The sequence below is a fragment of the Cellulomonas sp. P5_E12 genome (genome assembly GCF_054049315.1).
The window spans coordinates 88,389-102,026 of record NZ_JBFUMP010000012.1 but is presented as its reverse complement, the minus strand read 5'-3'; the positions used below and the strand labels follow the sequence as shown (position 1 = coordinate 102,026).

The window sequence follows — 13,638 nt, the reverse complement described above, 5'->3', positions numbered from 1 at the left end:
TGCAGCACCAGCGAAAGAATCTGGTGTGACGATGTAGCGTCGCTGCATGGATCCTCGCGCGCTCGAGACGCTCCGCGCGGTCGGCTCGCAGGGCGGCATCACGGCCGCGGCGGCCGTGCGGCACCTGACCCCGTCGGCCGTGTCCCAGCAGGTGGCCCAGCTGCAGCGCGAGGTCGGCGTGCCGCTGACCGAGCGCGTCGGGCGAGGGCTGCGGCTCACCCCGGCGGGCGAGGCACTCGCCGCCGCCGCGGTCGACGTCGCCGTGGCGCTCGAGCGGGCGCGGGCCGCGTGCGACGAGTTCCTCGCGCGGCCCCAGGGCGTCGTGCGGGTATCCGCGTTCCAGAGCGGCGCGCAGCTGCTGCTCCCGGCACTGCTCACGCGGGTGGCGGCGATCGGCGGGATCACGCTGGAGTGCACCGACGAGGACGTCGCCCAGGACGACTTCGTCGCCCTCACCGACCGGATGGACGTGGTCGTCGCGCACCGGCCCGACGGCGGGGTCGGCTGGGCGGGTGGCGACGCCGTCCGCGTGGTGCCGCTGCTGCGCGAGCCGCTCGATGTCGCAGTCCCGCTCGACCACCCGCTGGCCGACCGGGCGGACGTGCGCCCCGAGGACCTGCGGGACCTGCCGTGGATCGCGGTCCGCGAGGGGTTCCCGGTGGCGACCGTGCTGGGTGCGGTCGCCGGCAACCCCCAGATCGTGCACCGGGTCAACGACTTCCACGTGGTCGAGGCGCTCGTCGCCGCGGGGCACGGGGTGTCCCTGCTGCCCCGCTACACGTTCGGCGGGGGCGCGCACGTGCGCCTGGTGCCGCTGGCGGGCGTGCGCGCCGGCCGGCGGATCGACGCGCTGCTGCGGCGGGACCGCGCCGAGCGCCTGGTGGTCCGGCGGGTGCTCGACGAGCTGCGCGCGCTTTCCACGGAGATCGGTACTACCTGATACCGGCGGGGCCGGCGTCCCGCGTGGCCGCAGGCCAGCGGCGTGTCCGAATTCTGGGCTGGCGTCCGGTTGCCGTGGGCAGGTACCGTCCCCGGCGTGACACAGTCGTCGGAGGCACAGACCGAGAGGCTCCCGGTCGTGAGAGCGCTCCAGCACCCCCCGCTGCCTCACCGCGACAACGGGGTCCAGGCGGCCCGGATGAGGGTCCGCGTCCCCCTGGAGGTCCTCGAGGCGACCAGCGCCGGGCTGCGCGGGCTGGACGAGCAGCACCGCCGCGAGATCACGGAGACGCCCCCGCCGCTGCCCTTCTGACGGGCTACGGGATGAGCACCAGCTTGCCTGCGGAGTGCCCCGCCTGACCGTCGCGGTGCGCCTGGGCCACCTCCGACAGGGGATAGGTCTGCGCCACCCGGACGTTCAGGGAGCCGTCCGACGCCAGCTCGGCCAGCTGCGCGCGGGCTGCCTCGCGGATCGCGGTCCCGGGGTCCGCGCCCGGCCCGCCCCCGAGCGCCTTGATCCCCAGGTCGCCTGCGCGGCGGAAACCGGCGATCGTGGCGACCCGCTGCCGGTCGGCCACCAGGGCCACCGAGGTGTCGAGCGCCTCGTCCGTGCCCACGGTGTCGATGGCGACGGTGACCGGCCCCGTCGACTGGACGGCGTCGGCGATGCGGTCGAGCAGGCCCTCGCCGTAGGCCACCGGGACCGCGCCGAGGCTGCGCAGGTCGTCGTGGTGCCAGGTGGACGCCGTCGCGATGACCCGCGCCCCCCGCAGCACGGCGAGCTGGACCACCATGCGGCCCACGCCTCCCGAGCCGCCGTGCACCAGCACGACGTCGTCGTCGTGGGTGCCCGTCGCGCTGAGGGTGTGCACCGCGGTGGTGCCGGTGAGCAGAAGGCCGGCCGCCGCGGGCCAGTCGAGGTTCGAGGGCCGGCGGACGGTCACCTGCTCCGAGACGACGATGCGGTCCGCGTAGCCGCCCGAGACCCGCCACGCAATCACCTCGTCGCCGGGGGTCAGCCACCGAACCGAGGGACCGACGGCGCTCACGACGCCCGACACCTCGTAGCCCAACCGGAGCGGCAGCCGGGCGGGGTCCGCGCCGTCACGGGCCGCGTAGCCCTTCCAGTCGGTCGGGTTGACCCCGGCCGCCCTGACGTCGATCAGCACGTTGCCCGGCCCGGGCTCGCCCGGATCGACGTCGATCAGGCGAAGGACTTCCGGTCCGCCGTACGCGCTCGCGACGACCGCCCTGCTGGTGAGTGCCACCGGCACACTCTGCACCTGTCGCCGGGCGCAAGACCAGAGCACGGCCGCCTCCGGTCGGTGCGTTCACCCCTTAGGGATCCACACCCGCATCGTCGACGGACCTCTCTGTGCCCAGTCGTGGTACGGGATCAGGGGCACCGAGGCGGTGCCCTCGACCGGTCGCTCGGCCGCCGGACCGTACGGCCAGGCGTCGTCGGCGACGCTGCCGGAGACCAGCGTCGCCAGCACCTGCCCGTCGACCTCGTGCAGCCCGGCGTCCAGGTCGAGCCGCAGGTCACCGACGTCCCGGCCGGCGTCGACGGACTCGACGCAGAGGACCTCGGGTCCGCGCTCCACGACGACGCAGCCGCGGACCGCGTCGATGCGCGGGTCGGCGCTCGACACGCGCGGCGCCACCGGCAGCCGCAGCTCGACCACGTCGCCCGCCGCGAACGCCCGGCGAACGTGCACCGTCCCGGTCGCAGCGGGCTGCTCCCCGTCGGGGGTCACCAGGGTGGCGCCCTGCGCCCAGGCGGGCACCCGCAGGCTCAGCGTCCACGGGCGGTCCTCGGTGGTCGCCACCGTCACCCGGACGACGCCGTCGCGCGGGTATTCCGTCGCGACGTCCAGCTCGATGCGGCGGCCGTCGGGCAGCGAGGTGCGGATGCGCGCCGGGGCGTACTGGTGCAGCTGCAGCCCGTCGTCGTCCGTGGTCGCGACGTAGGCGGCCAGGCTGGCCAGGGTGCGGGCGACGTTGGGCGGGCAGCACGACACGGCGAACCACGGTGCTCGCAACGACGACGAGGCCCGGGGGCTCGCGACGTCCGTCGGCGGGACCGTGCCCGGCACGCGCTGGTGCAGCGTGTTCGTGTAGTAGAACGCGGTCCCCTCGGCCGAGGGCGACGTGGCGACGACGTTGTAGAGCGTGCGCTCGACCAGGTCGGCATACCGCGGCAGGCCCTGAGCGAGCAGCAGGCGCCAGGAGAACATCACGGAGCCGATGCCCGCGCAGGTCTCCGAGTAGGCGCGGTCCGGCGGAAGCTCGTAGTCGTCGCCGAAGGACTCGCCCTCGTGGTGCGACCCCTGCCCGCCGGTGACGTAGGTGCGGCGCGCGACCGTGGTCTCCCACTGGGAGGTCAGGGCGGCAAGCAGCTCGGTGTCGTCGGTCTCCACGGCCACGTCGACGGCGCCGGCCGCGAGGTAGTTGGCCCGCACCGCGTGCCCGCGCAGCACGGTCGCCTTCCGGACCGGCACGTCGTCCTGGAAGTAGTCGCGGCCCAGGTCGATGTCGGCCAGGGTGCCGGTGCCGCGGCGCTCGACGAACAGCGCGGCCTGGTCGACGTACGCCTGCTCGCCGGTCAGGCGGCCCAGCTCGGCGAGCGCCGGCTCGATCTCCGGGTGCCCGCAGACCGAGGCGATGCCGTCGGGACCGAACGTGGCGACCACGTGGTCGGCGGCGCGCCGGGCCACGGCGAGCAGGCCGTCGTCGGCGTCGGGACGCGTGCGTGCCCGGGCCACCGCCGCCTGGAACAGGTGGCCGTAGCAGTACAGCTCGTGGCCCCACTCCAGGTCGGAGTACCGCGGGCGCTGGCCCGGCCGGCCGAAGTTCGTGTTGAGGTAGCCGTCCGGCTCCTGCGCGGCGGCGATCCGGGCGACCAGGGCGCGGAAGCGGGCCTCCAGCGTGGCGTCCCCGGCGCGGCCGATCTCCCACGCCATGGCCTCGAGCAGCTTGTAGACCTCCGAGTCGGAGAACTCGCGGCCGCTGTGCTTGTCCGGCTGCCCGGACAGTGTGCCGTCCGCGGCGGCGTCGAAGTTGCCGATCCAGCCCTCGCGCTCCATCCAGTGCTCGATGTGGGCCAGGCTCGCGTTGCCGTTGACGGCTTGCCGGTCGGCCCAGAAGCCTCCCGTGATCTGGACCTCGTGGAGGCCGAGGGGGCGCAGCGCGCCGCGCGAGGGGGCGACCGGCGTCGCTCGTGTGGTCGTCATGGTGGTCATCCCTTGAGCGCACCCGACATGAAGCCGCGCACGTAGTGTCGTTGGAGCAGGAGGAAAAGGACGATGCAGGGGACGGCGAGGACGACCACGCCGGCCTCGGTGGCGCCGTAGTCGACGACGCCCTGCACCTGGACCCGCAGGTTCGCCACCGCGAGCGGGAGGGTCAGCTTGTTCGAGTCGTTGATGAGGATCAGGGGCGCAAAGAAGTCGTTCCACGCCGCGAGGAAGGCGAACAGGCCGACGGTGATCAGCCCCGGCTTGACGGCCGGCAGCAGCACCCGCCACAGCGCCGAGAACGACGAGCAGCCGTCGACCATGGCGGCCTCGTCCAGCTCACGGGGGATCGACTCGAACGAGATCCGCATCATGAACGTCGAGAACGGCAGCTGGAACATGGTGAGCACGAGCGCGACGCCGACCAGCGAGTTCTGCAGCCCGATCGTGTTGAGCAGCACGTAGAGCGGGATCAGCAGCGTCGCGTACGGGACCATGAGGATGGCCAGCGTGAGCATGAAGAGCGCGTTGCGGCCCGGGAAGCGGAACCGCGCGAACGCGTACCCGCCCAGCGTCGAGATGGCGAGCGTGAGCACGACGCACAGCCCGGAGACGAACACCGAGTTGGCGAGGTACTGCCAGATGCCCGCCTGGTAGTGCGCGAGCGTGACGTAGTTGCCGAGGCCCCAGCCGTCGACCTGCCCGGTCCCCGGGTGCGGGGAGACCGACGAGATCGCGGTCCACACCAGCGGGAACAGGAAGATCACCGCGATGGCGCCGGAGAACACCCAGAAGGGGGTGCGCAGGGCCAGGCCACCGATCGTCGTCGGCGGTGCGGTCCTCGTGACGGGCTCGAGCGGGAGCTCGGCATCGGGGTGGTTGCGTACTCCTGCGATGGTCATCGTCGGCCTCTCAGCTCTCGTTCGAGCCGCGGAAGGCGCGCAGCTGGACGACGTTGATGACCACGAGCGCGGCCAGCACGATGACCGAGAGCGCCGCGGCGACGCCGAGGTCGTTCTGGCCCTGGAACGCCACCGAGTAGATGAGCTGCACCACGGTGATGGTGCTGTTGTCGGGGCCGCCCTTGGTGAGGATGTAGAACTGCTCGAACGCCAGCAGCGAGCCGGTGACGCACAGGATCGTGGTGAGCGCGAGGGTGGGCTTGAGCAGCGGGATCGTGATCCGGCTGAAGGTGTTCCACCGGTTGGCACCGTCCATCCGGGCGGCCTCGTAGATGTCGCTGGGGATCGCCTGCAGGCCCACCAGCATGAGCAGCATGTAGAAGCCGGCGTACCGCCACACGATGAGGAAGAGGGTCGACGCCAGCGCCGCGTTGGGCGTGCCGAGGAAGCTCCAGCCCATGCGCTCCATGAAGGGCGCCAGCGGGCCGGCCAGCGGCGAGTACAGGACGTAGAAGAGCAGCGACGCCGACGCGAGGCCCAGGGCGCTGGGCACCAGGAACGACGTGCGCAGGAACCCCTTCCAGCGCGTGGACTCCTGCACCAGCAGCGCGAGCCCCAGGCCCAGCGCGATGAGCAGGATGGTCGCCAGGACCGTGTACTTCAGGGTGAACAGCACCGAGTCGACGAAGAACCGGTTCTGCACGGCGTTGGTGTAGTTGTCGGGGAAGTTGATCCCCTGGTCGCCCGCCAGCAGCGGCCACTTCGAGGCGCTCATCCGGAAGACGAGACCGAGCGGGACCACGAACAGGACGAGGACGAACAGCGCGGTGGGCGACGCGTAGGCCCAGCCGCGCAGGCGGGCGCCGTTCCTGCGGCGCCGGGTGGGCGGGGTCGCCGCCCGGGGTGGGGTGGCCGTCTGGACGGTCATGGGGAAGGCCTCTCGTGTGGAGCCGGGGGCGTGCCGGCCCGGCCGGTGGGTGTCGTCGTGCCCTCCGACACCCACCGACCGAGCGGGTCGAGCGGACTACTGACCGAGGACCGCGGTGATCTCGTCGTTGTCCGCGTCGACCGAGCTGCCGTCGCCCAGCACCGCGTTGCGCACCAGCGTCAGCCAGGGGCTGCTCGGCGCGTTGAACGCCTGCTGGAAGTTGAGCGCGACGGGGGTGTCGCCCTTGCCGGCCACCTCGTTGATCGTGATGAGGCGCGGGTCCTGGGAGGAGTACTGGTTGTCCGCCAGGTCGCTGCGCGACACGACGTCGTTGTCCTTGGCCAGCACGCCCACCTGGGCGTCCTCGGACATCATCCACGACAGGAAGTTCCAGGCCTGCGCGGCGTTCTTGGAGTCCTTCGAGACGCCGATGCCGTCACCGCCGACGAACGTCGAGGCGCCGCCCTTGGGCCCGGGAATGCCGGCCACGCCGACGTCGAAGCCCGTGGTGGAGGAGAGCAGCGTCGCGGGGTAGAACATCTGGCCGACCTTGCCCTCGGTGAAGCCCGCGGTCCACGTGGGGCCGGCCTCGTCCTTGGACGACGGGAGCACGGCGCCCGAGTCCCACATGTCCTTCCAGTCGCCGTAGATCTCCTTGGCCGTGTCGCTGTTGAGCAGCGACTCGGTGCCGTCCTCGTTCATCACCTGCTCGCCGTCGGCCCAGACCGAGGGGAACCAGGTGAACACCAGGCAGCCGCCGCAGTTGAGGCCGGTCGCGGTGCCGTAGGTGTCCGGCTTGTTCAGCGCCTGGATCGCCTTGGCGTTGGCCACGTACTCGGTCATGTTGGCCGGGGGCGTCTCGGGGTCGAGCCCGGCCTCCTTGTAGAGGTCCTTGTTCCAGAACAGCATCGACAGGTCGAGCACGAACGGCAGCACGTGCTCCTTGCCGTCCGCGGTGCCGGCCGCGAGGTGGCCCTTGTTGATGGCGTCCTTGTACGGCAGCGCGTCGATCTGCGCGGTGAGGTCCTGGAACAGTCCCTGCTTCACCCAGTTCGGGACGTAGACGATGTCCGCCGCGAACAGGTCGGGCAGCCCGTCGGAACCGGCCGCGGCGCCGACCTTGGCGACGTAGTCGTCGTTGGGGACGACGGTCAGCTCGACCTGGTTCTTGTGCGAGTCGTTGTACGCCGCGACGAGCAGCTTGGCCTGCTTCTCCAGCGGCGCGCGGGTCCACAGGGTGAGCTTGGTGCCGTCGTCGGTGCCGTCGGTGCCGGCCGTGACGTCGGCCGTGCTGCCGTCCGTGCTGCTGTCGTCGTTCGCGCTGCTGCATGCCGCGAGGCCGACCAGCAGGCCGGCCGTCACGACCCCGGCGGCCAGGCGGGTGCCTGCCGACCGGGTGCGGGTGATCCTCATGGGGTTCTCCTCGTGCTCTTCGTCGAGCGGGTGCCGTCGTCGGCACCCCGGGGTTCATGGGGCGAAACCCTTATCGGTTGGCGAGCAGTGGTAGCGCTGAGCGGACGCGTTCTCGTCGGCCGCACAGAGCCTGGACGTGCGCATCTGTGCGGGCGCGGCGGCGCGCCGGTCGTTCCGAAACTCACCGAAAAGGTTTTCTGAAGATAGTTCGGTGACGGGTGGCGCGTCAACGGGTGCGGGCGGTTACAGTTCGATCACGAACCGCGACGCCGACGTCGCCGCACGCCCGAGTCGCACGCAGGGAGGGACGCCCGTGGCACGCACCGAGCCCGCTCGCGCTGTGACGCTCACCGACGTCGCGCGCCTCGCCGGCGTCTCCGTGGCCACGGCGTCCAAGGCCCTCAACGGGCGCGACCAGGTCAAGGACACCACCCGGCAGCGCGTGATCGAGGCCGCGGACCGCCTCTCGTTCAGCCCCAACCCGCTCGCCCGCGGCCTGCTCGCCGGCCGGACCGGCACCGTCGGCCTGCTCACCAGCGACCTCGAGGGCCGGTTCGTCATCCCCATCCTCATGGGCGCCGAGGACGCGTTCGGGGCGGGGCAGGTCAACGTGTTCCTCTGCGACGCGCGCGGCGACACGATCCGCGAGCAGTACCACCTCAGGGCCCTGCTGAGCCGACGCGTCGACGGCCTGATCGTCGTGGGTCGGCAGACCGACCCGCGCCCGTCGCTCGGGCACGACATCCCCGTGCCGGTCGTCTACGCCTACGCGCCGTCCGACGACGCCTCGGACCTGTCCATCACGCCCGACAACGTCACGGCCGGCCGGATCGCCGTCGAGCACCTGGTCGCCTGCGGTCGCACCCGCATCGCGCACATCACCGGTGAGCACGCCTACGCGGCGGCCCGTGACCGCGCGGACGGGGTCGCCGCCGGCCTCAAGGCGGCGGGCCTCGAGCTGGTCGGGGACGTCATGTACAGCGAGTGGTCCGAGCGGTGGGGTCGAGACGCCGCCGCGATGCTGCTCGCCCGGCACCCGGACGTCGACGCCGTGCTCTGCGGCTCCGACCAGATCGCCCGCGGCGCGCTGGACACGGCGCGCGACCTGAACCGCTCCGTCCCGGGCGACCTGGCGGTCATGGGGTTCGACAACTGGGAGGTGCTGACCACCAACGCCCGCCCGGAGCTGACCAGCATCGACGCCAACCTGCAGCAGCTCGGACGAACGGCCGCGCAGCGGGTGTTCGCCGCCCTGGACGGCGTCGACATCGGGTCCGGCACGGAGTACGTGGCGGGGCGGCTGGTGATCCGCGGGTCGACGGTCGCGCGGCGCTAGGAGCGACGCCGCTGGTTGAACACCCGCGCGAAGCTACGCCGCTGGTTGAGCACCCCGCGCGAAGCTACGCCGCTGGTTGAACACCCGCGCGAAGCTACGCCGCTGGTTGAACACCCGCGCGAAGCTACGCCGCGCGGCGTTCCCCGGGGCCCAGCAGCCGGTCGAGGTACGGGTTGCTGAAGACGCCCTCGGGGTCGGCCTGTGCCCGGACGCGCTGGGCGTCGGCGAAGCGCGGGTAGAGCGCTCCGAGCTGCTCGGCCTCGAGCCAGTGCATCTTGCCCCAGTGCGGTCGCCCGGCCACCTGCGCGACGATCCGCTCGACGGCGGCGAAGTACCGCGCGTACGGCAGCCGGACGTACTGGTGCACGGCGACGTAGGCGGTGTCCCGGCCGTGCGCCGTCGACAGCCAGAGGTCGTCGGCAGCCGCGAACCGGACCTCGACGGGGAACGGCACGCGCTCGCCCGTCGACTCGATCCAGGTGTCGACCTCGTGCAGCACCTCGCGCAGCCGGTCGCGCGGGACGGCGTACTCCATCTCGCGGAACTTCACCCGGCGCGGCGAGACGAAGACCTCGGCGGAGGGTGCCGTGTAGCGGCGCGAGCTCAGCGCCCGGGCGGCAAGCCCGTTGATCGAGGCGGTGGTCGAGGGCATCAGGGTGGCGACACCGTTGGTGAACGAGAAGACCGCGTTGGACAGCAGCTCGTCGTCGACCCACCCGCGGACCGGGTGCAGGGGCCGCACGACGTCGTCGCCCACCCGGTTGTTCCGCTTGGTCAGCGCCCGGCGCGTGTGCGGGAACCAGTAGAACTCGAAGTGGTCGTTGCCCTCGACGAGCCCGTCCGGGCCGTCGAGCTGCTCGAGCACGGCATCCAGGGGCCACGGCTCCTCGCGGGCCTCCAGGCGGTAGGCCGGCACCACCTCGAGCGTCACCGCGGCGAGCACACCGACGCTGCCGAGGCCCAGCCGCGCGAGCTCGAACAGCTCCGGCTGCTGCGTGGGGGAGGTCTCCACGACGTCGCCTGTCGCGGTCACCAGGCGCGCGCCGACCACCTGCGTGGCCAGCCCGCCGAGCCGAGCACCGGTGCCGTGCGTGCCGGTCGAGATCGCGCCGGCGATCGACTGCTTGTCGATGTCGCCGAGGTTGCGCATGGCCAGGCCGCGCTCGGCCAGCCCCGCGTTGAGGGCGTGGAGCTTGATCCCAGCACCGACCGTGACGTGCGTCGTGCCGTCGGTCTGGGGCGCGACACGCTCGAACGCGTCCAGCGCGTCGAGCCGCAGGTGCACCCCGTCGGTGACCGCCACCGGGGTGAAACTGTKCCCGCCGCCCACTGCGCGGACGCACAACCCGTCGGCCGCCCCTTTTCGTACAGTTGCGACCAGTTCGTCCAGGTCGCGGGGGTGCAGCACGCGCTGCGGCGTCGCGCTCGCGGTGCGTGCCCAGTTCTGCCAGGCGCCGGCTGCCGGCAGTGATCCCATACAACAGAGGGTCTTACTGGTCATCTGTCCAAGTCAAGTGCGCCAAGTCCTTGACTATCGTGACTATCGATATTGAACTGTGCTCTAGGGGGACGCGTCGGCCTCTCTCACCAGGTGTGTGCCGTACCGGTGGGGCCGTCGCACGAGGGAGGGGACCCTTCATGAACCGCTTGCCTGTGGCCGAGAGGCGCGAGCAGCTGATCGAGGCTGCGCTCGCCGTCGCGAGCCGCGACGGCATCGACGCTGCCACCGTGCGCGCCGTCGCCGCGGAGGCGGGCGTGTCGCTGGGGGTCGTGCACTACTGCTTCCAGGACAAGGACGAGCTGCTGCGCGCGATGGCCCACGCCATCACCTCGGCCAACCTCGAGCGGAGCCTGGGCGAGATCCCCCAGGACGCGGCAGACACCGAGGGCGTCATCGAGAGCGTCATCGACGCGCTCTGGGCCGGTATCAAGGAGTCGCGCGGTCCCCAGCTGCTGTCCTACGAGCTCACCACCTCCTCGCTGCGGCACCCCGAGCTGAACCAGGTCGCCATCGAGCAGTACCGCGGCCAGTGGGCCGCGGCCGAGCAGGTGCTGGACCTGGTCGAGAGGTCTGCCCACGTCGGGTGGTCGGTGCCGCGCGGCACGCTCGCCCGGTCGGTCGTCGCGGTCATCGACGGCTTCTCGCTCGCCTGGCTGGTGGACGGCGACTCCGAGACCGCCCGCACGGGTCTGCAGGGCTTCGGCAAGTTCCTCGCCACCATGGCCGTCCCGGCCGCGCTCGCGCCGGACGACGAGCTCGAGCCCGCACCGACGACGTCCGCGTGAGCGGGACCACGACCCCGGCGCCGGCGGCGCCCGTCTCGGCCGTGGCCCGGCGCGCCCGCGTCGCCGGCTCTCTCGGGTTCGCCGCCCAGGGCTTCGTCTTCGCGATGATCCTCACGAGCCTCGACTCGTTCAAGGACCGTTACGGCATCGACGACCTCGCCATCTCGGCGGTCATCCTCGGCGTCTGCGTCATGGCCGGCGTGGGCACGCTCGTCGCCGACCGGATCGCGCGCACCCCCGGGGGCAGCCGTGCGGTCCTCGGCACCGGGCTGCTGGTGGTCGCCTCCGCCGTCGTCGTCGTGGCAGTCGCGCCCGCGTTCGCCCTGCTGTGCTGCGGCTTCGCGGTGTACGGCATAGGCCTCGGCATGGTCGACGCGGGCACCAACATGCAGGCGGTGGCCGTCCAGGGCGTCTACGGCAAGTCGCTGCTCACCAGCTTCTACGCCTCGTGGTCGGTCGGCGGCATCGTCGGCACGGTCCTGATCGCCGTCTCGACCGGGCGCGTCCCCACGGAGCCCGTCGCGCTCACGCTGCTGCTCGGCACCGTCGTCGCCGCCCTGACCTCGGTCGTCGTCTGGCGCGGTTCGTGGCGCGAGAGGTTCGCCACTGCCGACGAGGTCGCCACGCCCGCCGAGCCGCGCATCGACCCCGTCAAGCCCGTCATCCCGTGGGCGCCGCTGCTGCTCCTCGGCCTCGGCGTCGTGGCGTACTACGTCAACGACCAGGCGATCTCGACGTGGAGCCCGATCTTCATGCACGAGGTGCTGGACACGGCCGGGACCATCACCAAGCTCGGGTACGCCGCCTACCTCGCCATGACCCTCGTCTCGCGCCTCGCCGGCGACCCGTGCGTCCGCCGCTGGGGCCGGGCGGCCGTGGTGCGCGTCGCGTCGCTGGTCGGTGCCGCCGGGCTGCTCCTCGTCATCACCAGCCAGGCGCCCGAGCAGGCCGTGCTCGGCTTCGCCGTCGCGGGCGCGGGCCTCGGCCTGATCGCGCCGCTGTGCTTCTCGGCCGCCGGGGAGCTGGCGCCCGGGCACGCGGACGCGGTCGTCGCCCGCCTCAACGGCTTCAACTACGTGGGTGCGGTCCTCGGCGGCGTGTTCGTCGGCGTGATCGGCAGCCAGTCCAACCTCCGCTGGGGCTTCGCGGTCCCGGCCGTCCTCGCGATCGCCGTGGCGGTCTTCGCCGGCCGCTTCGGCGTCGTGAGGCACCACGAGGCTTCCCTGACCGCTGGAGCTGATGCATGAGCCCGACCCTCGGCGATCGCCTCGACGAGGCGACGCACGGCCTTTCCGCGCCGCTCGCCGTCGTGGACCTCGACGCCCTCGACGCCAATGCCGCCGACCTCGTGCGGCGCGCCGCCGGGACCCCGATCCGCGTGGCCAGCAAGTCCGTCCGCGTGCGGCACGTGCTCGACCGGGTGCTCGCGCAGCCCGGGTTCGCCGGTGTCATGGGGTACTCGCTGCGCGAGGCGCTCTGGCTGGTCGGACAGGGTGTCGACGACATCCTGCTGGGCTACCCGACCGTCGACACCGGTGCCCTCGACGCCCTCGCGGCCGACCCCGTCGCCGCCGCGGCCGTCACGCTGATGGTCGACGACGTCGCGCAGGTCGAGCTCGCCGCCCGCGCCGCGCAGGCCCACGGCGCCACGCTGCGCCTGTGCATCGACGTCGACGCCTCTCTCAAGGTCCGGTTCGGGCCGATCGCCGCGCACCTGGGGGTGCGCCGCTCGCCCGTGCACTCCGCGTCCGACGCCGGGGCGCTCGCCGCCTTCATCGCCGCGCGGTCCGGCGTCGACGTCGTCGGCGTCATGTTCTACGAGGCCCAGGTGGCCGGCCTGCCCGACTCGTCGCCCGCCGTCCGCGCCGTGAAGCGCCTGTCGATCTCGGACCTGGCCACCCGCCGCGCCGCGGTCGTCGCCGCCGTCGAGGCCGCCGCCGGCCACCCCCTGACACTGGTGAACTCGGGCGGCTCCGGCTCCGTGGAGTCCAGCGCCGCCGATCCCGTCGTCACGGAGGTCACGGCCGGCTCGGGCCTGTTCGTGCCCACGCTCTTCGACGCCTACCGCGCGTTCACCCCCCGGCCCGCCGCGTTCTTCGGGCTCGACGTCGTCCGGATTCCCGGTCCCGGGTTCGCCACCGCGTTCGGCGGCGGGTACATCGCCTCCGGGCCCGCGAAGAAGTCCCGCCAGCCGCGCCCCGTCTGGCCCGCCGGGCTGGCGCTGACCAGCCGCGAGGGTGCCGGCGAGGTGCAGACGCCGATGCGGCTCTCGGGCGACGCCGACCTGCGCGTCGGCGACCGGGTCTGGTTCCGGCACGCCAAGTCCGGCGAGGTCATGGAGCGCTTCGAGCAGGTCCACCTGGTGCGCGGCACCACCGTCGAGAGCACGGTCCCCACGTACCGCGGCGAGCACCGCACCTTCGGCTGACCCCGGACCGCTGCCGGTCCCGCAGCGTCCGCACATTCGGTCGCCCCGACGCGCGATCCCGCGGACGTCCTGGCTTCAGCCCCCGCAGCGTCCGCACATTCGGTTGCCCCGGCGCGTGATCATGCGGACGTCCGGTATCGATCCCGGGACGTCCGCGCAGGTGGGGCGAG

The 13,638-nt window shown here is 72.5% G+C and carries 12 protein-coding genes; 6 read left to right on the top strand and 6 right to left on the bottom strand.

The features are described 5' to 3' along the window. Positions 1–46: 46 nt before the first annotated feature. Both ACXJKA_RS11870 and ACXJKA_RS11865 read left to right on the top strand, forming a co-directional pair. Positions 47–940, top strand: a complete 894-nt coding sequence (locus tag ACXJKA_RS11870; protein WP_456825406.1) for a LysR family transcriptional regulator — start codon at positions 47–49, stop codon at positions 938–940. Positions 941–1,036: 96 nt separating this feature from the next. Next, a complete protein-coding gene (locus tag ACXJKA_RS11865) occupies positions 1,037–1,252 on the top strand; it encodes a hypothetical protein (RefSeq protein WP_456825405.1) in 216 nt (71 codons plus the stop codon). Positions 1,253–1,256: 4 nt separating this feature from the next. Here ACXJKA_RS11865 and ACXJKA_RS11860 read toward each other — a convergent pair whose 3' ends face one another. The 5 genes from ACXJKA_RS11860 to ACXJKA_RS11840 form a co-directional block, all read right to left on the bottom strand. Then, entirely contained in the window at positions 1,257–2,207 is a 951-nt protein-coding gene (locus tag ACXJKA_RS11860; RefSeq protein ID WP_456825404.1) for an NADP-dependent oxidoreductase, read from the bottom strand. A gap of 63 nt (positions 2,208–2,270) precedes the next feature. Next, positions 2,271–4,181 (bottom strand): glycoside hydrolase family 127 protein, encoded by a 1,911-nt coding sequence (locus ACXJKA_RS11855; RefSeq protein WP_456825403.1) that lies wholly within the window; start codon positions 4,179–4,181, stop codon positions 2,271–2,273. Then, a complete protein-coding gene (locus ACXJKA_RS11850) occupies positions 4,178–5,077 on the bottom strand; it encodes a carbohydrate ABC transporter permease (RefSeq protein ID WP_456825402.1) in 900 nt (299 codons plus the stop codon). The genes ACXJKA_RS11855 and ACXJKA_RS11850 overlap by 4 nt, the downstream gene beginning before the upstream one ends. Before the next feature lie 10 nt (positions 5,078–5,087). Then, positions 5,088–6,005: a carbohydrate ABC transporter permease gene (locus ACXJKA_RS11845; RefSeq protein WP_456825401.1), complete on the bottom strand. Its 918-nt coding sequence runs from the start codon at positions 6,003–6,005 to the stop codon at positions 5,088–5,090. 96 nt (positions 6,006–6,101) lie between these two features. After that, positions 6,102–7,418 (bottom strand): ABC transporter substrate-binding protein, encoded by a 1,317-nt coding sequence (locus tag ACXJKA_RS11840; RefSeq protein ID WP_456825400.1) that lies wholly within the window; start codon positions 7,416–7,418, stop codon positions 6,102–6,104. A 313-nt stretch (positions 7,419–7,731) separates the two neighbouring features. Between ACXJKA_RS11840 and ACXJKA_RS11835 the strand changes: the two genes are divergently transcribed. Beyond that, positions 7,732–8,754, top strand: coding sequence for a LacI family DNA-binding transcriptional regulator (locus tag ACXJKA_RS11835; protein WP_456825399.1), 1,023 nt, complete (start codon positions 7,732–7,734; stop codon positions 8,752–8,754). A 124-nt stretch (positions 8,755–8,878) separates the two neighbouring features. Here the strand turns inward: ACXJKA_RS11835 and ACXJKA_RS11830 are convergent, their stop codons facing one another. Then, positions 8,879–10,231, bottom strand: a complete 1,353-nt coding sequence (locus ACXJKA_RS11830; RefSeq protein ID WP_456825398.1) for a D-arabinono-1,4-lactone oxidase — start codon at positions 10,229–10,231, stop codon at positions 8,879–8,881. Between the two features lie 161 nt (positions 10,232–10,392). Between ACXJKA_RS11830 and ACXJKA_RS11825 the strand changes: the two genes are divergently transcribed. Genes ACXJKA_RS11825 through ACXJKA_RS11815 form a run of 3 tightly spaced genes read left to right on the top strand, consistent with a single transcriptional unit; the run spans position 10,393 to position 13,468 of the window. Then, positions 10,393–11,040: a TetR/AcrR family transcriptional regulator gene (locus ACXJKA_RS11825; RefSeq protein WP_456825397.1), complete on the top strand. Its 648-nt coding sequence runs from the start codon at positions 10,393–10,395 to the stop codon at positions 11,038–11,040. Then, positions 11,037–12,287, top strand: a complete 1,251-nt coding sequence (locus ACXJKA_RS11820) for an MFS transporter (RefSeq protein WP_456825396.1) — start codon at positions 11,037–11,039, stop codon at positions 12,285–12,287. The genes ACXJKA_RS11825 and ACXJKA_RS11820 overlap by 4 nt, the downstream gene beginning before the upstream one ends. Then, positions 12,284–13,468, top strand: coding sequence for an alanine racemase (locus ACXJKA_RS11815; protein WP_456825395.1), 1,185 nt, complete (start codon positions 12,284–12,286; stop codon positions 13,466–13,468). The genes ACXJKA_RS11820 and ACXJKA_RS11815 overlap by 4 nt, the downstream gene beginning before the upstream one ends. Positions 13,469–13,638 lie beyond the last annotated feature (170 nt).

What these genes read in the sequence shown, in the direction of transcription:
- ACXJKA_RS11845 (WP_456825401.1), bottom strand. Translation starts at nt 6,005, where the DNA reads ATGACCGTCCAGACGGCCACCCCACCCCGGGCGGCGACCCCGCCCACC.
- ACXJKA_RS11840 (WP_456825400.1), bottom strand. Translation starts at nt 7,418, where the DNA reads ATGAGGATCACCCGCACCCGGTCGGCAGGCACCCGCCTGGCCGCCGGG.
- ACXJKA_RS11815 (WP_456825395.1), top strand. Translation starts at nt 12,284, where the DNA reads ATGAGCCCGACCCTCGGCGATCGCCTCGACGAGGCGACGCACGGCCTT.
- ACXJKA_RS11855 (WP_456825403.1), bottom strand. Translation starts at nt 4,181, where the DNA reads ATGACCACCATGACGACCACACGAGCGACGCCGGTCGCCCCCTCGCGC.
- ACXJKA_RS11850 (WP_456825402.1), bottom strand. Translation starts at nt 5,077, where the DNA reads ATGACCATCGCAGGAGTACGCAACCACCCCGATGCCGAGCTCCCGCTC.
- ACXJKA_RS11870 (WP_456825406.1), top strand. Translation starts at nt 47, where the DNA reads ATGGATCCTCGCGCGCTCGAGACGCTCCGCGCGGTCGGCTCGCAGGGC.
- ACXJKA_RS11825 (WP_456825397.1), top strand. Translation starts at nt 10,393, where the DNA reads ATGAACCGCTTGCCTGTGGCCGAGAGGCGCGAGCAGCTGATCGAGGCT.